Source organism: Nitrosomonas sp., from assembly GCA_031316255.1.
Classification (GTDB): Bacteria; Pseudomonadota; Gammaproteobacteria; order Burkholderiales; family Nitrosomonadaceae; genus Nitrosomonas.
Map to the genome: position 1 here is coordinate 2,344,568 of JALDQW010000001.1, position 20,973 is coordinate 2,365,540.

A 20,973-nucleotide genomic window follows, 5' to 3' on the forward strand; every position below is an offset into this window, starting at 1 on the left:
ATAATTACCGGTTCTGTTTAAAAGAGATGTGTGGAGTTTAATTATGTATGCGGTTATAAAAACCGGCGGCAAACAATATCGTATCAAAGTTGGGGAAAAACTGAAAGTTGAACAGCTCGATGTTGAGAAAGGGAGTGAACTTGTCATAGACCAGGTATTGATGGTTGCTGATGGCGACAAGATTTCCATGGGAACACCACTGGTCGAGGGCGCTACTGTAAACGCTACAGTTTTGGGACAAGGCAGGCATGACAAGATACGTATATTTAAAATGCGTCGCCGCAAACATTACCAAAAGCATCAAGGGCATCGTCAAAATTACACTGAAATACAGATTACAGGTATTTCGGCTTAAGTATTTGAGGAGTATTTATAAATGGCACATAAAAAAGCGGGTGGTAGTTCCAGAAACGGACGCGACTCCCAATCGAAGCGTCTGGGCGTTAAGCGCTTTGGCGGTGAATCGATACCTGCCGGTTCGATTATTGTCCGGCAGCGCGGTACACAGTTTCATCCTGGCGTAAATGTGGGCATCGGTAAGGATCATACCTTATTTGCCAAAGTGGCTGGTAAAGTAAGCTTTGGAATCAGAGGCGCACTAAAACATAAGGTTGTTGACGTTATTCCAGTTTGATTTATTTAAAACAAAATTTCTTTGTTAAAGCCCTGTCCCTATGATAGGGCTTTTTTGTTTGTTAATTCTGTTGCGGCAGTACTCAATCTATCTGATATTGTTTGAACCCGGCAATTTCGCATGGACAGCGTACTGGGAGCGTGTTTTATATTCTGAAGTAACGGTATGAAGTTCATTGACGAAGCGACGATTCAGGTTTATGCCGGCAAGGGGGGAGATGGTGTGGCCAGTTTTCGTCGCGAAAAGTTTATCCCCAAAGGCGGACCCGATGGTGGGGATGGCGGAAGGGGCGGCAGTATTTATGCGGTTGCTGATCGCAATATCAATACATTGGTGGATTATCGCTTTGCACGGGTTTATCGTGCAAAAAACGGACAGAATGGTCGGGGTTCGGAGTGCTATGGCAAAGGTGCGGATGATATAGTGCTACGTATGCCAGAGGGTACCGTCGTCAGGAATAACAATACCGGTGAAGTGGTTGCAGACCTCGTTCATCATCGGCAGAAAGTGTTACTTGCCAAAGGCGGAGCAGGGGGGCTCGGTAATCTGCATTTTAAGTCCAGTACGAATCGTACGCCCCGTCAGTTTACTCATGGTGAGCTCGGCCAGGAGTTTGAATTAAAACTGGAGCTCAAAGTGCTGGCCGATGTGGGTTTGTTGGGCATGCCTAATGCCGGCAAGTCGACGCTCATTCGCGCCGTGTCTGCAGCACGGCCCAAGGTGGCTGATTACCCCTTTACAACGTTAATACCCAATCTGGGTGTGGTCCGGATTGATTCGAATCGCAGCTTTGTAATGGCCGATATTCCAGGACTGATAGAAGGCGCTGCTGAAGGCGCTGGTCTTGGACACCGTTTTCTCAAACATCTGTCGCGCACACGGCTGTTATTGCATCTGGTGGATATGGCGCCATTTGACGAGAATGTGGATACCGCGCAGGAAGCACGGGCACTGATCGAGGAATTGCGCAAATTTGATCAATCGCTGTATATAAAACCGCGCTGGCTGGTGTTGAACAAAGTGGACATGCTGCCCGAAGACCAACGTGATCAGATTTGTCAGAAGTTTATTCAAAAACTTGGATGGACGGAAAAATATTTTATTGTATCGGCGCTTGCCGGTGATGGATGTAAACAACTGACGTACGCAGTTATGGATTATTTGGAACAACATTTATCATCGACCGATGATTAATTTAGGTGCCAGTATGTCATGTTAAGAGAAGCGCGTCGTATAGTCGTCAAGGTGGGCAGCAGTCTGGTCACCAATCAGGGAAAAGGTCTGGATCACGCGGCACTGGCGGACTGGGCGGAACAAATTGCCAAACTCAAACGGATGGGCAAGGAAGTTGTTCTGGTTTCTTCGGGCGCCATAGCAGAAGGAATGCAACGCCTGAACTGGAATACCCGGCCAACCGCATTATATGAACTGCAGGCCGCCGCTGCTGTCGGACAAATGGGCCTGGCACAGGCCTACGCGGCCAGCTTTGGTTTTCATGAGCTGAATACGGCGCAAATATTGCTCACACATGGCGATCTGTCGAATCGTGAGCGCTACCTGAATGCGCGTTCGACGCTCATGACATTGCTGAAACTGGAAATTATTCCAATTATCAATGAGAACGATACCGTGGTTACCGATGAAATCCGCTTTGGTGACAATGATACCCTGGCAGCGCTGGTGACAAATTTGACGGAAGCGGATGCGTTGGTAATATTGACCGATCAGGCCGGATTATATACCTGCGATCCGCGCAAAAATCATGATGCAACTTTTCTGTCTGAAGTGAGTGCGGCCGATCCGGCATTGCTGGAAATGGCGGGTGGTGTTGGCAGCAGTATCGGCAGCGGAGGTATGCTGACAAAAGTGATTGCCGCCAAGCGCGCTGCGCGGAGTGGAGCGCATACAGTCATCGCCTCGGGTCATGAGTCAGATGTGCTGATACGCATGGCCAAAGGTGAATCCATAGGCACGCGTTTGTTGGCGACAATACCAGTATTGGCGGCACGGAAACAATGGCTTGCCGACTATCTTCAGGTGCGCGGCACGATTATGCTGGATCATGGAGCCGTCAATGCATTGGTGATAGACGGTAAAAGCCTGTTGCCTATCGGTGTAACCCAGGTTAATGGAGATTTTGAACGGGGCGAAGCCGTAGCGTGTCTTACTCCTGAAGGCCGGGAGATTGCGCGTGGTCTGATTAATTATAATGCGACAGAAACCCGGAAAATAATGGGCAAGGCCAGCACGCATATCGAAACCATTCTGGGATATGTCGATGAAGCGGAGCTGATACACCGCAATAATCTCGCATTGCTCTAAGGTTACCTTTAAAAATCCATATTTCGTTACAATACTTCGTTGCTCAAAAAAATGTTTCCTTACATATCAATCATATGCTGCGTCAACATTTTTTGTTCCCGCCTTGTCTTGTTTAGAACTTTGGGTTTTTAAAGGCGACCTTAATTGTACCTGAATTTGTGTTGAACGCTTACAGACACGTGACTACCGGGGTTTTTGATAAAACGCTCAATCGAATTTCCGCCATTGACTGGATGCGCGGCATTGTCATGATATTGATGGCGCTGGACCATGCTTCCGGTTTTTTTAATTCGGGTCGGATTTTCGCGGATTCTGTTCTGCTCTATGAAAGCGGAAGTGTTTTTGCAAGCGATCAGTTTCTGACCCGTTGGGTTACGCATATTTGCGCGCCTACTTTTATTTTTCTGACGGGAGCATCAATCGCCATCAGCAATGCGCAACGTTTGCAGCAAGGTATGTCGCAACCAACCATTGACTGTGAACTATGGATACGCGGTGTTTTTATCGTTTTGCTGGATATCTGTGTATTTTCGCTGGTTCCCGGAAAGCCGGTGTTGCAGGTATTGTATGCTATCGGTGTCGGTATGATGCTGATGGTTTGGCTGCGCCGTCTCGGAATGTGGATTGTCCTGATTATGGCGATGGTTATATTGACTGGCAGCGAATTGCTGCTGACCGTGTTATGGCAGCCCGGTGGCGATGTTCCGGTCTGGCTTGCGCTGACATTTGCGCCCGTATTTACCGAAACCTATACGGTTTTGTATCCCGCAATACCCTGGCTGGCGATGATGATGCTGGGCTGGGTGTTTGGCGGGTGGCTCATATCAAAGCCGCTTAATACGTTGCCCGTTAAGCGTTTGCTCCTGATCAGCGGCCTGGTTGCATTGGTGGCGTTTGTTCTGATTCGCGGTTTGAATGGATATGGCAATATGTTTTTGTTGCTCGAAGGAAACTCGATCGTGCAATGGCTGCATGTCAGTAAATATCCACCAAGCCTGTCTTACACGCTTTTGGAACTGGGGTTGATGGCGATCATGCTGGCCGCTTTAATACAACTGGAATCAGTTGCGGGTGTTCGCCGTAACGGGCCAGTACTGGTGTTTGGACAAACCGCACTGTTTTTTTATCTTGCCCATTTTGCTGTGCTGGCGTTGTTGAGCGCGGTTTTTGATCGTGGCGATTTGGAAATGGCTTATCTTATGGCGCTTTTGGCCCTGCTCATGCTTTATCCGGTCTGTCTGGTTTATCGTAGGATCAAATGGCAGAACCCACAAAGTGTGTTGCGTTTTGTATGAGTCTGGGTTTAGACTGCAACAGATTGATATCGTGATAAGCAAGAAATGGCAATTAAAAAAATTTTAATCGTGGATGACTCTCCAACGGAGCGTCATTTACTGTCTTCCATTTTAACCAGGAATGGTTATGAAGTGATTATGGCAGAAAATGGTGAACGGGCGATTGCCCAGGCGAAAGAGAACAAACCGGATCTTGTTTTGATGGATGTCGTCATGCCGGGTGTCAATGGTTTTCAGGCAACGCGGGCATTTGCCAAAGATCAGTCGCTAGAGAACATTCCGATTATCATTTGCAGTACCAAAGGACATGAGATCGATAAGATCTGGGGTTTGCGCCAGGGCGCCAGAGATTATCTTGCCAAACCGATTGTGGCGGAAGAGCTGTTGCAAAAAATTTCCCGGTTAATCTAGTCGAGATAACATGATGGATAGCAGCGAACACTCCTTAAAAGACTCCGATTCGGCAGTTATGACCGCCATGTCTGACACCGTGTTGGGTTTGTTGATTGGCGATGATCGTTATCTGGTGCATATGAAAGAAATCAATGAGGTCATACAAGTGCCGGAAATCGTACCCGTGCCGTTAACACACCCCTGGTTTCTGGGTATTATCAATGTGCATGGCAGTCTTTATGGCATCACAGACCTGGGTGTGTACCTGAGCGGTAAACCGGAGTCGTTCGGCTTGAAATCCCGTATTCTGCTGGTTTCATCGAGCTACAAAATTAACAGTGGATTTATCGTGCCTAATTTGCTGGGTATCAGGAATCTGTCCGAATTCGAACTGGATCAGACGCCTGATGTCGAGTTACGCAACGGAGTCACCCATGTTTACCGGGATAAGGAAGACAGGCCATGGTACGCACTTGACCTTAGAACACTCACCCGGGAAAAGAATTTTCTACAGATCGCACGCTGATTCACGAATACCAATTACCGCATTGCTCAATATTTGATTCAATTGTTTATTAAAGTCAATCATGTCGATTTCACAATCCACTGCAAGAGATAAAGCCAAGATACTGGCCGAGGCGCTGCCATATATTCAGCGTTTCCATGGCAAAACCATTGTTATCAAATATGGCGGCAACGCCATGGTTGAAGAAAACCTCAAGCAGGGTTTTGCGCGAGATGTCGTGTTGCTCAAGCTGGTCGGCATGAATCCGGTGGTTATTCACGGCGGGGGGCCTCAGATAGACCAGATGCTCAAACGCGTCGGCAAGCAGGGAGAGTTTATCCAGGGCATGCGCGTCACCGATGCGGAAACCATGGATGTGGTGGAAATGGTGCTCGGCGGTTCGGTCAATAAGGACATTGTCAATTTGATTAATCGTCATGGCGGCAAGGCCGTCGGTCTGACAGGAAAAGACGGTGCCTTTATCCGCGCTAAAAAGATGCTGGTTCAGGACCGTGAAAAAATCGGTGAGTGGATCAGTATCGGCCAGGTTGGAGAAATCGAATCTGTCGATCCGTCACTGATAGCATTGCTCGACAGTCAGGATTTTATTCCTGTAATCGCACCGATTGGTGTAGGCGAAGAAGGTGAATCGTATAACATCAACGCCGATCTTGTCGCGGGCAAATTGGCCGAAATTCTGCGTGCCGAAAAACTGATTCTGCTGACCAATACACCCGGTGTGCTCGATAAGGAAGGACAGTTATTGACGGGGTTAACGGCGCAAAGAGTGGACGAACTTTTTGCCGATGGCACTATTTCCGGCGGCATGCTGCCTAAAATCGGCTCCGCACTCGATGCGGTCAAAAAAGGCGTCAAATCCTGCCATATCATAGACGGACGCGTCGAGCATGCGTTGCTGCTGGAAATTCTTACTGATCAGGGTGTGGGAACATTGATCCGGTATCAATAACGGCAGTCAATATCAGCAGTATTTGACACCCCTTTTGCATTCCTGTAATTTTCTTTTCAACAAGAATATTCATTTTTCCTAAAATCGTTCAACATTGATGATGTATGCTGCAAATCCTGCTTTAAAGTAGCCGGATTGATTAAAACAGAAGAAATCACGTGAAAAGACGTACTTTTTTACAGACTGCGCTAGCGGCCCCACTCATTGCTGGGCTGTCCGCAAGCCGCATTGCAGAAGCCACAGTCCAGGGTGAGAACTGGCGTAAGTATGAGGTCATAACGACGCTCGAAATTGCCAATCCTTCCGGAATTACACGCGCCTGGGTTCCACTGCCGTACACAGAAAAAACTGATTGGCACGCGCCTATTAACACTGCCTGGAATGGCAATGGGCAGGCGAAAGTCGTAACCGAACCGAAATACGGCGCCAAAATGCTCTACGTAAAATGGCAGGAGAACGAAAAAGCTCCGCAACTGGAGGTTATTTGCCATTTTGAGACACGCAATCGTGCCGTGGATTTCTCCGAGCCCATGCCAAACGCCCCCGCCCTGTCACGGGCCGAAATGAGGCTTTATACCGAGCCTACGGAGCTTATTCCGACCGATGGAATTGTGCGCGAAACGGCACGAGACATTACCCGTCAGTCCAGGACGGATATTGAAAAGGCATATGCGATTTACGAGTGGGTCGTGGATAACGCATTTCGCGATCCCAAGGTCAGAGGGTGCGGCTGGGGTGACATCAAAACGATGCTTGAAACGCGCTATTTCGGAGGCAAGTGCGGTGACCTCAATGCATTATTCGTAGGACTGGCGCGGTCGGTTGGCGTAGCGGCGCGTGATATTTACGGGGTGCGGGTCGCGCCATCGCAGTGGGGCTACAAGAGTCTCGGACTCAGTAGCGCGGATGCGAGCAAGGGGCAGCACTGCCGGGCGGAATTTTTTGCTCAGGGAATAGGGTGGGTGCCGGTTGATCCCGCAGACGTGCTCAAAGTCGTGCTGGAGGAACCGCCGGGTAACCTGCACAGGAACGATCCAAAAGTCGTGGCGATGCGCAGGAGGCTGTTTGGTGCCTGGGAAATGAATTGGCTTGCTTATAATACTGCCCATGATGTTGTTTTGCCGGAGTCCCGGGCCAAGATTGCGTACTTCATGTACCCAAACGGGGAAACCGGTGGAAATGCACTGGATCAACTGGATCCCGATCACTTCAGGTACACGATCTCAGCCAGGCAGATCAAGACCCCTGCGCAGGAGGCATAGAAGGCTTTCTGACATGTGTCTGGATAAGGTTCCTAACATGCCCGTGACCTGAATCAACAATCATGAATGCTGAGAAAATTGCGCTGACGCAAACCGTACAGAAAGGAGGCTGCGCTGCCAAAGTTGCCGCCTCGGAATTGAGTCGAATGTTGCAGCAAGTAAAATTCCCGGCCGCTCATCGTGAGCTGCTTGTTGACGGTGGTTTGCTGGACGATGCAGCGATATACAAGGTGAATGAAGAAATTGCTTTGGTGCAAACCCTTGATTTTTTCACACCGATAGTCAATACGCCGCTTCTTTTCGGAGAGATTGCCGCGGCGAATGCCTTGAGCGATGTCTACGCCATGGGCGGTAAACCGAAGACCGCCATGGGTATTCTGGCTTTTCCTTTAGCGACGTTGCCCGAGCATGTAATTGTCGATGTTATGCAAGGAGCAAGTAATAAAATCGCAGAAGCGGGTGCAAACTTTGTTGGCGGACATTCCATAGACGATGATACATTGAAATTCGGACTTTCCGTAACCGGATTTGTCAATCCAAATCGAGTGTGGACCAATGCCAGGGCGACAAAAAATGACCATTTGATACTTACCAAAGCTTTAGGCACGGGTACGATGACCGCCGCTTTAAAAAGAAATGCGGTGCAGGAAGAAGGCATCATGGAAGCCTTGTTGAGTATGGCGACTATAAACAATATCGTTGATTTTATCGATCCCGGATTGCAGTGCGAGATTCATGCCGCAACAGATATTACAGGTTTTGGCTTCTCGGGGCATTCCATGCAAATGGCCAACGCGAGTCAGGTAACGTTGGCAGTGGATTCAATAAAACTGCCTCGATTTGGTGATGCATTGTATTATCTGGAGAATGGCTTTTTGACAAAAGCTCACCGGACAAATATGGAATACACTGCGCCTAACATCGATGTGTCAAATCTGGATGAGCTTTACAGGCTTTTAATTCATGATCCACAAACCAGTGGTGGTTTGTTATTGAGTGTTTCCGCAGAAGCAAGCCATGCCATTGTTCAGGCATTGCAAACACAGTTTGGTTATGCAGGAATTGTTGGGCGGGTTTTGCCACGCCAAGATAAAGCGGTGATCTTTGAGTAGTCAAAATATCGGGGTTGATGCATTCAAACAGTTGTTCGTAACGGGGACGCCGTTGATTGATGTGCGTGCACCCATAGAATTTGCTCAGGGTGCGCTTCCTGAATCAGTCAACATGCCCATATTGAATAATGAAGAACGCGCGCTTGTTGGGACGACATACAAGAATCAAGGTCAGGAAGCCGCAGTCCGCCTGGGCCATCAGATGATATCGGGAACGGTAAAAGAGGAACGCGTTGCCCGCTGGTCCCGTTTTATTGCCGAGAATCCGGATACTGTTCTTTATTGTTTTCGTGGTGGAAAGCGATCTCAGATCACCCAACAGTGGCTGAAAGATGCGGGTATGGAAAGACCTTTGCTCGTAGGCGGTTACAAGGCCGCGCGCCGGTTTTTAATCAATGCAGTTCAGGCGTTTAGTGCGAAGCATCATTTTGTATTGGTATCAGGCCCCACCGGGAGTGGCAAGACAACGCTTATAAATGAAGTCACTGATTTTTATCCTGCTGTGGACCTGGAGTTTCTCGCGCAGCATCGTGGTTCAGCGTTTGGTGCCCGGACTATTCCTCAACCGACACAAGTGGACTTTGAAAATCGCCTGGCTGTCACTGTCATGAAACTTGAAAACAGATTACAGCCGCAAACAAGTCTTCTTGTTGAAGATGAGTGTCGCCATATTGGAAAAAATTGTTTGCCGGAAAGTTTTTTTGCCCGTTTAAGATGTTCAGATGTAATTTGGCTCGATGAACCGCTTTCTGTCAGGGTCGAGAATATTTTTAAGGATTATATTCTTGATACCGCGATAGGCCGCGTTTGCCTGCAAGTTGCGTTGGATGAAGAAACGCAAAAAAATCATGCGCTGATTATTTATGAAAATTACAAAAAGGCTTTAACGGCGATTAGCAAGAAGCTGGGAGGGGTGCGAACCCAGGAAATCATGATTGATCTGGAAGCGGCGCGCTTGGATTTTTTAAACAGAAACGAAATTCAATCCAACAAACTCTGGATAGAAAAACTTTTAAAGTATTATTACGATCCGTTGTATCTAAAATCATTGGATCGGCGGCGGCCGACGGTTCTTTTTAAAGGTTCAAAAAACGCAGTCATTGAATATTTTAAAAAAACTGCTGCAGCGTCAGATTTGAATTGATGATGAGCTTGTATATTTAAACACATTTTTTTGATGCAGCTACAACATGCTCAAACGCCAAAATAACTGTGGGTGAATTTGCCAGATGATGGTGATGGGGAAGTTTTAGACCTTGAGAAGAACAATGAATGTTGTTTTGTACAACCTGGACATCCGGACTGGCACCTCTGGGTAATTTCTCAATGATTAAGCCGGAGTAACTACTTATAGACAAGTTCCATTTTTCAGAAATAACAATCAACTTTCAAACGTCAATGTTTCTCCGAAAACCGCCCGCCAGTCCTGGTTGAAACGATCTACTGCAGGCTTTACGGCTGGCTGGGTAAGCATTGCATCAGCGATGTCAACCGGAACAGTCATTGCGGATACGCCGGCGTTGAGTACGCCCACTACCTGCTGCATGTTTCTGAAGCTGGCTGGCAGTAGCTTGCCGGGTAGCTGATGTCGATCAATCAGTGCCTGCAGATCGGCGACAACGCCAATACCGTCAAGCCCTTTTTCTTTGGTGGCATCAATGCGGTTTACATATGGGGCCAGATAATCAGCGCCGCACAGTGCGGCCAGAAATCCTTGCTGCACGCTGTAAATAGCTGTCGCCAATACCGGGATATGTTGCGCTTTCATCATTTTAATGGCCGTCAGGCCTGTTTCGGTCGCAGGTACTTTGACGATGATATCAAAGGGCAGTTTACGAAGATTCAGCGCTTCGTTGAGCATGGCGTCTGCGGTTTCGCTGACGACCTGCACATGAATCCGCGCTTTTTGGCCTAATGCATTGGTAACTTTCGGCAGCAGTTCATTCAATCCTGTTTTTGCTCTGGCCAGAATCGACGGATTGGTTGTTATGCCGCGTATAGGCAGGCACGCGCCTAAACGGGCAATCTGGTTGGTGTCGGCGGTATCGAGGTATAACTCAAACATAATGTATTATTGAATAATTGTGCGCTAAAGTGTGCTGTTATTCTCCATAAATCTGCACGCTGACTTTGCGTGTGTGCGGTCCGTCCAGTTCGTACAACATCACCGCTTGCGAGGTGACCCACCTATTGGTCGCTTCAAACAGGACAATCTGCACACCTTGTTTTGAAGGGAAAGTTAAAGGGTCAGCAGTGATTCCTTTTAGGTAGTCTGACATGGAATGTTGTTCCTTTACCTAAAATTGAATTGACCTGCAAAGTGCCTTTGTGCGCCTGAATAATTTCATGCGCTAATGGAAGACCAAAACCAGTTCCACTCTCTCCTGCAGTTCCTGTTGTAGATGTTTTTATATCGTAGGAAAAAAGATTATCGATAGCTTCGGGATGTATGCCGATACCCGTATCAGTTACAGCAATGATGGAGTCGTCTCCTTCGGGCATATGAATTGTTATAGAATCGCCTTGATTGCAGAATTTTATGGCATTTGATATCAGATTATTAAAGACTTCAGTCAGTAACTTTTTATCCGCATAGATTTGAGTTGGTTCGTTTATTTCATTGGTCAGCACAATACCCTTATTGTTTGCCATCGGGGCATACTGTTCAACAATCGAATTGATCATTTCATGTACGTTTATAAACTCTAATCCAAGATTGATCTTCCCGCTTTTGATTCTACTCAGATTTAGCATTTCATTGATTAAAGCATTCATGTCATGACATGCGGATAGGGCTGCATCAAGCATTCTATTGGCATTATCGGGAAGCTGGGTGTTTAATTTCACTAATTCGATGTATCCCATTATTCCATTAAGCGGGGTTTTAAGATCGTGGGAAACAAGTGTAACGAATTTGTCCTTCAGTTTAGTGGCATCTTCGGCTTCGTCTTTAGCCTTTTGTAATTTCTTTTCGGTTTGCTTTCGTATTTTAATTTCTTGTTCTAACTTTGAATTGATATTAAAAAGGTTTTTTTTACTGTGGTCGATTTCAAAAATAGTATTTGTAAGCAGTTGCGCTTTTACATGAGACAAATAACTAATGCAACGCATTGCCAGAGATTTCTCAATCAGTTTGTTGTTTATTGCGTTAGCATTAGAGATGGTTTCGTTAGAGATTTGACGGTAATCGGTTCCCATATTCTAATTCTCGATAAGATCAAGTCCGCACGGAAGTTGTTTCAAGTAGTCAATGGCTACTTGCACTTCATTACTTTCGATAACTGAGCCATGCTGAGGTAGTATGCGATCAATGGGTATTTTCTCAAAACGTTCCATCGCCCTTTTAAGATATTTATTGCCCGGCATATAGGCCTGATGAAAACTTTTCATATTTTCAGGAAAGTTTTGACTAGTGAAGATACTCCAATCATCATCATCAACAGCACCGAAAATATCTCCGGTAAACAAACTCCGTGTCTTTGTGTCGTAGGTCACAATTGCACCAGGGGAATGAAGAAATGGAACGTGCAGGAATTCGAGTACTCGACCACTTTTCAGGGTTATCTGATAGGCATTTTCTTCCACTGCATAAAAATCACTTCTAAGATCTTGATGTTGTATAAGACGAATGGTGTTTTTGTGAGCGGCAATCCGTAACTTGTCATTTTCAATCACATCCTCGACGATGGCAAGATTGCCGCAGACATCAGGATCTTGATGAGAAACCACGACCAATGAAATTTTATTTGGATTAACTAGATCAATAACTTTTCGCATAATAACTGGAAAATCAGGAATAGAACCCGGATCAAACAGAATCGCCTCATCTTCCTCGATAAGGAGGTAGGGGTTGCAATGTAATCTGGTTAATTTTTCCGAGAAACCTATCCAATAAATATCTCGAGTAATGGCAATAGCTTCGTTGCTGTCATGATTCTTCATTGATTTATTTCCAAAGAATACGCTGTTAAAGGAATGCTTTATTCATTTTATCAGGAGATTAAAATAACACCATTTTATCGATAGAAATAAAGTGCAGCAAAAAAAGATATCGTATATGGTTCGCCCATATTGCTGGCGATAATTCTAGTCCTGCCACCTTTGCTTTTTATACAATTAATTTATGAATCCCATGTTCAAATACGTGGCAGCAGTGATTGCGATAATGCTGCTGCAATCCGGTTGTGTGAGTATACAGGAAGAACCTGAAAGATTTTCCTATCAAACAGTATGGCCCCACAGTCAGTTTGGCGCGCGCCCGCTTTACCTGATTAATAGTATGGCGCAAAGTCCACTCAAGGAAAAACTGAAGCGTTGCATAACGAATTTAAACGATCCATTTAAACGGACAGATTTTTCCATTGGACACCGGGGAGCCCCCAGGTATTTTCCGGAACATACGCAGGAATCCTATGAAGCTGCGGCATTAATGGGTGCCGGGATCATAGAGTGTGATGTGACGTTTACAAAAGACAAGGAACTGGTATGTCGCCATTCGCAGTGCGACTTGCAGTCCACGACGAATATACTAAAAACGGCATTGGCGGAAAAATGTTCGCTGCCATTTCAACCGGCTGTTATTGATACCCACGGTAATCTGGTTGCGCCAGCCACCGCGCGTTGCTGTACCAGTGACATCACGCTAGCCGAATTCAAATCACTGCAGGGTAGGTTGGATACTTTCAATCCGCATGCAACAACAGTTGCAGAATATTTAAGTGACGCAGCGGATAAGGGAACAATGCATTACGCAACAGTGGGCACATTGCTGAGCCATCAGGAAAGTATTGCACTGTTTAAGAAATTGAATGTGAAAATGATGCCGGAATTAAAGTCGCCAAGCGTTCCAATGCCGTTTGACGGATTTTCCCAGACCGATTACGCCCGGAAAATGATCGATGAATACAGGAAAGCTGATGTGCCTGCTTCCAACGTCTGGGCGCAGTCATTTAATATTGACGATGTGGTCTACTGGATTGAAAATGAGCCGGATTTCGGCAGACAAGCGGTTTATCTTGATGGCCGATATGACGATCCATTATTTGATCATCGTAATCCAGAAACCTGGACACCATCGATGACGCAACTGGCCGCGAAGGGTGTATCCATTATTGCGCCGCCGATATGGATGTTGTTGGAAGTTGTTGACGGCAAAATCATGCCTTCACGCTATGCGAATGCGGCAAAAGCGGCTGGACTGGAGATCGTCACCTGGACACTTGAACGTGACGGATCACAAATAAATGGCAACAACTGGTTCTTCCAGACACTTAATGGTCAGAACCCAAATCCTGAATCCCCTGGAAATACTATTCAGTTTGCTGAAAACAGTTATACCGTTTTGCATGGCTTAACACGGGAAGTCGGCATTATCGGTATCTTTTCTGACTGGCCTGCAACCGTATCCTACTATGCTAATTGCATGAATCTGAACTAGCGCTATTTCAATCAGGTATTGCCGGTAACAGCGTTGCTGTGGTCTTTATTCTAATTATGTTGTTTCCGGATACTATAGCCGGGTACAGTTAATTGGGTTTAAGTTATTGATTGAATAGTAGCGGTAAGATTATTGCAAAATTGGGTAACTTTCGTGCCGTAACAAGGTTCAGTCTTACGTTTTGATTTTAAATTTTTCAGGAAATTATTATGATTATTAATCGTGAAATTTTTGGCATTATGTCCACATTGTTTTCATTTGCAACCGGTATGTCAACCGAAAACATTCGGCAATCAGGTGTTGAGCAAAACTCCAAAGCCGTTACATTTTCAGTAAGCGGTAAAAGCTTTTGCGGCTATGAACAATAAATGATCGATGATCCAATGATTGAATGGTTGTGTGCGTCAACCGGGTAAATTCAATCAGACGTTTACACAGAAAGCTCAAGCAATAAGTGTAACTTATCCGCCATTTTATGGTAGATGATATACTGGAATAGTGGTTTCATTCTGACATCAACCCTGAGTTTCTTAACGCTATGAATAGAAACGCTATGTGTTCAACCCATATTTTTTAACCAGTCCTCCCGCATTCTCCGCGCCTGAGAAAACAATTTTTCCAGTGCTTCTCCATCTCCATTTTTCAGAATTACGTGTAGCGCGTTCAGTTCATCCTGATAAGCCGCTATTTGCTTGAGCAAAGCCTCGCGGTTGGCCAGACAGATATCGCGCCACATTTCGGGTGAGCTACTGGCGATACGAGTGAAATCGCGAAAACCGCTGCCGGCGAAGCGCAGCAGGTTTTTGGGGTTGTCAGTACTGCGGTGCAGGTGGTTCATGAGTGCGAATGCGAGCACATGCGGCAAGTGACTGGTGGCGGCGAGTATTTCGTCATGTTCTGCAACCTGCATTTGCGAGACTTTTGCGTCACAGGCCTGCCACAGCGCTGTGATTTTTTTGACGGCGTCGATGTGGGTTTCCTCAAGCGGTGTCAGGATGACATGTTTGCCGGTATAGAGATCGGATTGCGCGGCGAGTACGCCACTGTGTTCCGCACCGGCAATCGGATGTCCGGGCACAAAGTTCTTCAGGTTGTTGCCAAGATGATTGCGCGCTGCGGTGACGACATCCTGCTTGGTGCTGCCCGTATCGGTGATGATGGCGCCGGCTTGCAGATGCGGTGCGATTTGCGTCATGATCGCTTCGGTCTGACCGACCGGCATGGCGAGCAGAACACAATCGGCATCATTTAGTGCCGATGCCATGTTTTCCGCGACTTCATCGATGACACCGTGCTCCAAAGCGTGTTGCATGTTTTCGCGGCTGCGCCCGACACCGGCGACATGCTTCACCACACCCGCTTTACGCAGTGCCAATGCAAAGGAACCGCCGATCAGGCCGACGCCGATAATGACCAGTTTGTTCAGCGTAATTTGTGTCATGAACTGGTTAAAGGTTAAAGGCTGCGTCCGATGACCTGGGCGATACCTTTGAGCGATCCCATCAAATCGGTGAATTCCTGTGGACTGAGTGCCTGATCAGCATCGCACCAGGCTTCGCAGGGGTTTGGGTGCATTTCAACCAGCAGTCCGTCGGCACCCGCAGCGATGGCGGCGCGCGCAAGCGATGGTACCATCCAGGCCTTGCCGCCCGCATGCGACGGGTCGATGATCACCGGCAAGTGGGTTTCGCGTTTGAGCATCGGCACACAGGTGACGTCGAGTACATTGCGGTATGCGGTTTCAAACGTGCGGATGCCGCGTTCGCAGAAAATGATATTGTGATTGCCGCCCGCGGCGATATATTCGGCAGCCATGAGCCATTCGTTGATGGTGGCGGACAGGCCGCGCTTGAGGATGACGGGTTTGTCGATGCGACCGACTTCTTTCAGTAAATCGAAATTCTGCATGTTGCGTGTACCGATCTGAATCACGTCGACGTCATGCTCGAGAAACGTGTCGAGCATGCGCACATCCATCAATTCGGTGACGATTGGCAGGTTGTGCTTGTCTGCGGCCTGGCGGAATATGCCGAGCCCGTCGCGGCCTTTGCCCTGGAAGGTATACGGACTGGTGCGTGGTTTGAACGCGCCGCCGCGCATCAGGCGGCAACCGGCTGAAGAAACCTGCTGTGCCGCCAGATCCATTTGATGCTGCGTTTCAACCGAGCACGGACCGCCAATGACCTGTATCTGGTTGCCACCTATCGGGATGCCGCGCACGTCGATAATAGAGTCCTGCTGGTGCGATTCGCGCGACACGATTTTGTATTGCTTGACGATGTGCATCGAATATTCGACACCCGGCATGGGATCAAACAATTCGGGATCCAGCTTGCTCTCATCGCCGATTGCGCCGATAACGGTGCGTTTAGTGCCGCGCGAGATATTGACTTCATGTCCGAGATCTTGAATTTTTTTGACGACGGCGCCGATTTGTTCTTCGGTTACACCTTTGTTCATGACGATAATCATGCTAATTCTCCCAGGGCATGTTCAAGTGATTTCAGGAATTTCTGGTTTTCGGACTCGAGTCCGATGGTTACGCGCAGATGATGGGGCATTTCGTAGATGCCTAATGGACGGACAATAACGCCTTGTCGCAACAGGCTTTGGTAGACTTGCAGGGTATTGGTTGCATTGCCTTCGATCTTGAAGCTGATAAAATTGCCGAACGAAGGGATATGTTCAATACCGAGCTTACGGAAACCGTCGGTGAGCTGTAGCATGCCTGCCCGATTCAGTGCATATGAACGCTGGACGAACTCTGTGTCCTGCAACGCCGCCAGTGCGCCCGCCAGTCCAATGCTGCTGACGTTAAACGGTTGACGCACCCGATTCATCAGGTTGGCGACTTCAGGGTGTGCCAGACCGAATCCGATACGGACACCTGCAAGTCCATAGACTTTGGAAAACGTGCGTGTGATAACAAGATTGGGAAACTGTTGCAGCCAACTGATACTGTCTGTCTGATTTGCCGCGGGCAAGTATTCGTAATACGCCTCGTCCAGCACGACCAGAACGTCCCGGGAAACCCGTTCCATGAAGCGATGTAACTCATTGGGGTCGGAAAGTGTGCCGGTCGGATTGTTCGGACTGGCGATAAAGACCATGCGTGTTTCAGGCGTGACGGCATCGAACATCGCGAAAAGATCATGAGCGTAATCCCTGGCCGGAACAGAGATACCGTTTGCGCCGATAGTTTGCGTGACAAGCGGGTATACTGCAAATGCATGCTGTGAATAAATGACGGTTGCGCCCGGTTTCAGGAATACCCGTGCGGCCAGATCCAGTACGTCATTGGAACCGTTTCCCAGAATGATTTGCTCGGTATCGACAGCGTACAGTTTGGATAACGCCTGTTTTAATTCAAACCCGCTGCCGTCGGGGTAACGAGCGACATTATGCAATTCCGCTATCATGGCTTCGAGTGCTAATGGACTGGTGCCAAGCGGGTTTTCGTTGGAAGCCAACTTAATGATACTGTGCTCATCCAGTCCCATTTCCCTGGCCAGTTCTGATATTGGTTTGCCGGGTTGGTATGGATTAATGGCGCGGATATATTCCGGGGCAAAATCGCAAAGATTCATAGTATTTATTTATTTGTGATTGGGTAACAGTAAAATCGATTTTCTAATGGATATGATTTGTTGTTCGCTGCAAAGAACAGTCTATGAGGCTGGATAAGACCCAAGGATCTTCAGGAATGTAGCTTTTTCACTCAGTTCCTTGAGCGCATCCGAGACATTTTTATCTTTTTGATGTCCTTCGATATCAACAAAAAAGACATACTGCCAGAGATTGGTGCGCGAAGGACGCGATTCGAGACGGCTCATGCTGACGTTATGCACGGCGAAGGGCGTGAGCAATTTATGAATAGCACCTGCAAAATTACCGGCGGACATGATCAATGAGGTTTTATCTTTACCGGATGGAGCGACATTCTGTGTACCGAGAACCAGAAAGCGGGTTGTGTTTTTGGGGTCGTCCTCGATGTTTTCCGCACAAACTGTCAATCCGTAAAAATCAGCCGCTCTTTTGCTTGCGATGGCAGCGGTGCTTTCGTCCTGTGCTGCCAGGCGGGCTGCGTCGGCATTGCTGCTGGTATTGATATACGCGGTGCTGGAAATCCTTGGTAACGCGGTTTGCAGCCAGTGATGGCACTGCGCGAAAGACTGTGGATGCGAATATATTTTTTCAATTTTGGTCAGGTCTGCCTGTTTTGCCATCAGAGACTGATGAACCGGCAGCTGGATTTCTCCGCAAACAGTCAGTGCGGTTTGCAGTAGCAGGTCCATTGTTCTGCCGACTGCGCCTTCGGTTGAATTTTCTACGGGAACAACGCCATAACCGGCATGGCCGGATTCGACGCTATGAAAGACAGCGTCGATGGTATCGCACGGCAGCGTTGTGATGGCACTGCCGAAACGTTTAATAGCGGCTTCTTCAGAAAATGTGCCCTGCGGTCCGAGACAGGCGACTGTCATTGGTTTTTCCAGTGCACGACAAACCGACATGATTTCAGTAAAAAGTTGCGTGATGCGTGCGTTATCTAGCGGTCCGGAATTTTCCTGTTGCATCCGAGCTAATATCTGGGCTTCACGTTCAGGACGGTAAATAATATCGCTTCTTTTTATGAAACCGATTTGCTGGGCATGTTGTGCACGTTTGTTGACGAGTTCGAGAATTTCACTGTCAATCTTATCAATCTCGTCACGTAATTGTTTTAATTGTTCAGTAACCATAGCGTTATGAATAAGTTTGTTAAATGGGAAATGGCACGTAACGCACGGATAAAACACCTGATATCATTGAAATCTCATCAATGACTTTTTGCGGGACAGGGCTGTCGACATCTACCAGTGTAAAAGCCAAATCACCGCGGGATTTGTTCATCATATTATGGATATTCAATCCTGCTTTTGCCAGATCAGTTGAAATCTGTCCCACAATATTGGGTACATTCGCATTGGATATGGCTACGCGGTAGGGTGATTCGCGTTCCATGCTGATATTGGGAAAATTAACGGTGTTTGTAATATTACCGTTTTGCAGATAGTCAACAAGCTGATTAACGACCATCACAGCGCAGTTTTCCTCGGCCTCCTGTGTCGATGCGCCGAGGTGTGGCAGTGTAATTACCGATTCATGGTGCTGTAATTTCCGGCTGGGGAAATCGCAGACATAAAACTTTATTTTTCCGGAAGAGATGCTCGTCAAGACAGCATCTTCATCGACTATGGCATTACGCGAAAAATTCAAAATGATGGCGTTTTGTTTCATGACGCCAATGCTTTTTTCGTTAATAAGATGGCGTGTCGAATCGAGCAGCGGCACGTGCACGGTAATAAAATCACTGTTGCGCAGTAATGTGTCGATACTCGGCGCTTTTTTGACTTCTGCTGACAAGCTCCAGGCCGATTCAACGGTAATATTGGGATCATAACCAATGACCTTCATGCCGAGCTTGAGTGCCGCATCGGCAACCAGCCGGCCGATTTCCCCCAGGCCAATGATGCCTAATGTGCGTCCTGGCAATTCAACACCGGAAAAACGTTTTTTTTCAGTTTCAGCCTGTTTGTGCAGCGCTTCGTCGTCACCTTGCAAAGTTTCCACAAAACGCAGCGCGGGCAAAAGATTACGGGCGGCCAGCAATAAACCGGCCAGGACGAGTTCCTTGACGGCGTTGGCATTGGCGCCTGGCGTATTGAATACGGGAATACCGCGTTCGCTCATGGTTTTTGCTGGAATATTGTTGGTTCCTGCACCTGCGCGTCCGATGGCGAGAACACTGCGTGGAATGTCCATATTCAACATATTGTGCGAACGCACCAGTATGGCGTCAGGGTCAAAAATGTCTGTGCCAACGTGGTAATTTTCCTTGGGGAAGCGATCCAGTCCTAACGGCGAGATTTGATTCAGGGTTAGGATTTTAAATGTGTTTTGTTGATGTTCAGGCATTTTTGTTAGAAAACTCCTTCATAAAATCAACGAGCTGCATTACACCCTCGATGGGCATGGCATTATAGATCGAGGCGCGCATGCCGCCAACCGAACGATGTCCTTTTAGCTGAATCAAGCCATTCGCTTGTGCCTGCTCAAGAAACATGGGATCCAACGCGGAATCTTTGAGCGTAAACGGAATATTCATCCGTGAACGATCCTGTATGGCAACCGGACAATGATAAAAATCGCTGGCATCAAGCAAGTCATAGAGTAAAGCGGCTTTGCGGATGTTGTTTTGTTCGATGGCTGCAAGTCCACCCTTTTGTTTTATCCATTTCAATATCAGTCCGGTAATGTAAATGGCGTAGGTGGGCGGTGTGTTATACATGGAGTCATTGTCGATATGCACCTTGTAGTCAAACAGCGTTGGTGTTCCAGGAATGGTGAAACCGGCAAGATCTTCGCGAATAATGACCAGTACCAGTCCGGCTGGCCCCAGGTTTTTTTGTGCGCCGGCGTAAATCAGTCCGTAACGGGAAATATCGAGAGGACGCGACAAGATATTGGACGACATGTCGGCAACCAGAGGAATCTCGCAATCTCCGGGTAAATCCGGTGTCCAGTGAAATTCTACGCCGCCTATAGTCTCGTTGGTGGTGTAGTGTATATAGGCGGCGTCCTTGTCAAGTTGCCACTGGTGTTGTTTCGGGGCATAAGTAAAACGGGCGTCTTCTGCTGACGCGGCAATATTGACGTTACAGTAGCGCTTTGCTTCCTGAATGGCTTTTGCAGACCATTGCCCGGTATGGATATAGTCGGCCTTTTTTTTGCCGCGCAGTAAATTCATGGGTACCATGGCAAATTGGCTTGATGCACCGCCTTGCAAAAAAAGCACCCTGTAATTTGACGAAATGCCCACCAGTTCACGCAAATCATTTTCAGCGGCTTCAATTATGGCCATGAATTCCTTGCCACGGTGACTCATTTCCATGACAGACATACCGCTGCCTTGCCAGTCAAGCATTTCTTCGCGTGCCTGTTGTAACACCGCTTTAGGTAGGATTGCGGGCCCTGCGCTGAAGTTATAGATTTGATTCATT

The 20,973-nt window shown here is 47.4% G+C and carries 22 protein-coding genes; 13 read left to right on the forward strand and 9 right to left on the reverse strand.

All coding sequences use genetic code 11. The annotated features are described in order from the left end of the window. Window positions 1-43: 43 nt before the first annotated feature. The 11 genes from rplU (at window position 44) to mnmH (ending at window position 9,637) form a co-directional block, all read left to right on the forward strand. Window positions 44-355 (forward strand): 50S ribosomal protein L21, encoded by a 312-nt coding sequence (rplU, locus tag MRK00_10290; protein ID MDR4517757.1) that lies wholly within the window; start codon window positions 44-46, stop codon window positions 353-355. A gap of 21 nt (window positions 356-376) precedes the next feature. Continuing rightward, a complete protein-coding gene (gene rpmA, locus MRK00_10295) occupies window positions 377-634 on the forward strand; it encodes a 50S ribosomal protein L27 (GenBank protein ID MDR4517758.1) in 258 nt (85 codons plus the stop codon). A 165-nt stretch (window positions 635-799) separates the two neighbouring features. Then, on the forward strand, window positions 800-1,828 hold the full coding sequence (gene obgE / locus MRK00_10300) for a GTPase ObgE (protein MDR4517759.1): 1,029 nt from the start codon (window positions 800-802) through the stop codon (window positions 1,826-1,828). 18 nt (window positions 1,829-1,846) lie between these two features. Next, the gene (gene proB, locus MRK00_10305; protein ID MDR4517760.1) at window positions 1,847-2,956 is read left to right on the forward strand and encodes a glutamate 5-kinase; all 1,110 of its coding nucleotides are present in this window, start codon (window positions 1,847-1,849) and stop codon (window positions 2,954-2,956) included. A 161-nt stretch (window positions 2,957-3,117) separates the two neighbouring features. After that, window positions 3,118-4,251: a heparan-alpha-glucosaminide N-acetyltransferase domain-containing protein gene (locus MRK00_10310; GenBank protein MDR4517761.1), complete on the forward strand. Its 1,134-nt coding sequence runs from the start codon at window positions 3,118-3,120 to the stop codon at window positions 4,249-4,251. A gap of 45 nt (window positions 4,252-4,296) precedes the next feature. Continuing rightward, on the forward strand, window positions 4,297-4,662 hold the full coding sequence (locus MRK00_10315; protein MDR4517762.1) for a response regulator: 366 nt from the start codon (window positions 4,297-4,299) through the stop codon (window positions 4,660-4,662). 10 nt (window positions 4,663-4,672) lie between these two features. After that, on the forward strand, window positions 4,673-5,170 hold the full coding sequence (locus MRK00_10320) for a chemotaxis protein CheW (protein MDR4517763.1): 498 nt from the start codon (window positions 4,673-4,675) through the stop codon (window positions 5,168-5,170). A gap of 61 nt (window positions 5,171-5,231) precedes the next feature. Next, window positions 5,232-6,119, forward strand: a complete 888-nt coding sequence (gene argB / locus MRK00_10325) for an acetylglutamate kinase (GenBank protein ID MDR4517764.1) — start codon at window positions 5,232-5,234, stop codon at window positions 6,117-6,119. 158 nt (window positions 6,120-6,277) lie between these two features. After that, window positions 6,278-7,381 (forward strand): transglutaminase-like domain-containing protein, encoded by a 1,104-nt coding sequence (locus MRK00_10330; protein MDR4517765.1) that lies wholly within the window; start codon window positions 6,278-6,280, stop codon window positions 7,379-7,381. Between the two features lie 62 nt (window positions 7,382-7,443). Then, window positions 7,444-8,493, forward strand: coding sequence for a selenide, water dikinase SelD (selD, locus tag MRK00_10335; GenBank protein ID MDR4517766.1), 1,050 nt, complete (start codon window positions 7,444-7,446; stop codon window positions 8,491-8,493). Then, window positions 8,486-9,637 carry a tRNA 2-selenouridine(34) synthase MnmH gene (mnmH, locus tag MRK00_10340; GenBank protein MDR4517767.1) on the forward strand — a complete coding sequence of 384 codons (1,152 nt, stop codon included), beginning with the start codon at window positions 8,486-8,488 and terminating at the stop codon, window positions 9,635-9,637. Before selD ends, mnmH begins: the two co-directional genes overlap by 8 nt. 237 nt (window positions 9,638-9,874) lie before the next feature. On the opposite strand, the gene MRK00_10345 is transcribed toward mnmH, so the two are convergent. From MRK00_10345 to MRK00_10355, 3 genes are all read right to left on the reverse strand, one after another. Then, window positions 9,875-10,558: a hypothetical protein gene (locus MRK00_10345; protein MDR4517768.1), complete on the reverse strand. Its 684-nt coding sequence runs from the start codon at window positions 10,556-10,558 to the stop codon at window positions 9,875-9,877. A gap of 182 nt (window positions 10,559-10,740) precedes the next feature. After that, a complete protein-coding gene (locus tag MRK00_10350; protein MDR4517769.1) occupies window positions 10,741-11,691 on the reverse strand; it encodes a HAMP domain-containing histidine kinase in 951 nt (316 codons plus the stop codon). A gap of 3 nt (window positions 11,692-11,694) precedes the next feature. Then, window positions 11,695-12,435, reverse strand: a complete 741-nt coding sequence (locus MRK00_10355) for an MBL fold metallo-hydrolase (protein MDR4517770.1) — start codon at window positions 12,433-12,435, stop codon at window positions 11,695-11,697. 190 nt (window positions 12,436-12,625) lie between these two features. Between MRK00_10355 and MRK00_10360 the strand changes: the two genes are divergently transcribed. Beyond that, window positions 12,626-13,930, forward strand: a complete 1,305-nt coding sequence (locus MRK00_10360; GenBank protein ID MDR4517771.1) for a glycerophosphodiester phosphodiesterase — start codon at window positions 12,626-12,628, stop codon at window positions 13,928-13,930. Window positions 13,931-14,139: 209 nt separating this feature from the next. Next, on the forward strand, window positions 14,140-14,298 hold the full coding sequence (locus MRK00_10365; GenBank protein MDR4517772.1) for a hypothetical protein: 159 nt from the start codon (window positions 14,140-14,142) through the stop codon (window positions 14,296-14,298). A gap of 191 nt (window positions 14,299-14,489) precedes the next feature. Here the strand turns inward: MRK00_10365 and MRK00_10370 are convergent, their stop codons facing one another. The 6 genes from MRK00_10370 to serC form a co-directional block, all read right to left on the reverse strand. Further along, window positions 14,490-15,371: a prephenate dehydrogenase/arogenate dehydrogenase family protein gene (locus MRK00_10370; protein MDR4517773.1), complete on the reverse strand. Its 882-nt coding sequence runs from the start codon at window positions 15,369-15,371 to the stop codon at window positions 14,490-14,492. A 14-nt stretch (window positions 15,372-15,385) separates the two neighbouring features. Continuing rightward, the gene (gene aroF, locus MRK00_10375; GenBank protein MDR4517774.1) at window positions 15,386-16,402 is read right to left on the reverse strand and encodes a 3-deoxy-7-phosphoheptulonate synthase; all 1,017 of its coding nucleotides are present in this window, start codon (window positions 16,400-16,402) and stop codon (window positions 15,386-15,388) included. Then, on the reverse strand, window positions 16,399-17,517 hold the full coding sequence (hisC, locus tag MRK00_10380) for a histidinol-phosphate transaminase (protein ID MDR4517775.1): 1,119 nt from the start codon (window positions 17,515-17,517) through the stop codon (window positions 16,399-16,401). The genes aroF and hisC overlap by 4 nt, the downstream gene beginning before the upstream one ends. Window positions 17,518-17,598: 81 nt before the next feature. Continuing rightward, window positions 17,599-18,672, reverse strand: a complete 1,074-nt coding sequence (gene pheA / locus MRK00_10385; GenBank protein MDR4517776.1) for a prephenate dehydratase — start codon at window positions 18,670-18,672, stop codon at window positions 17,599-17,601. A 19-nt stretch (window positions 18,673-18,691) separates the two neighbouring features. Then, complete coding sequence (locus MRK00_10390; protein MDR4517777.1) at window positions 18,692-19,888, reverse strand: 3-phosphoglycerate dehydrogenase family protein; 1,197 nt, start codon at window positions 19,886-19,888, stop codon at window positions 18,692-18,694. Then, window positions 19,881-20,972, reverse strand: coding sequence for a 3-phosphoserine/phosphohydroxythreonine transaminase (gene serC / locus MRK00_10395; protein ID MDR4517778.1), 1,092 nt, complete (start codon window positions 20,970-20,972; stop codon window positions 19,881-19,883). The genes MRK00_10390 and serC overlap by 8 nt, the downstream gene beginning before the upstream one ends. Window position 20,973: the final 1 nt, after the last annotated feature.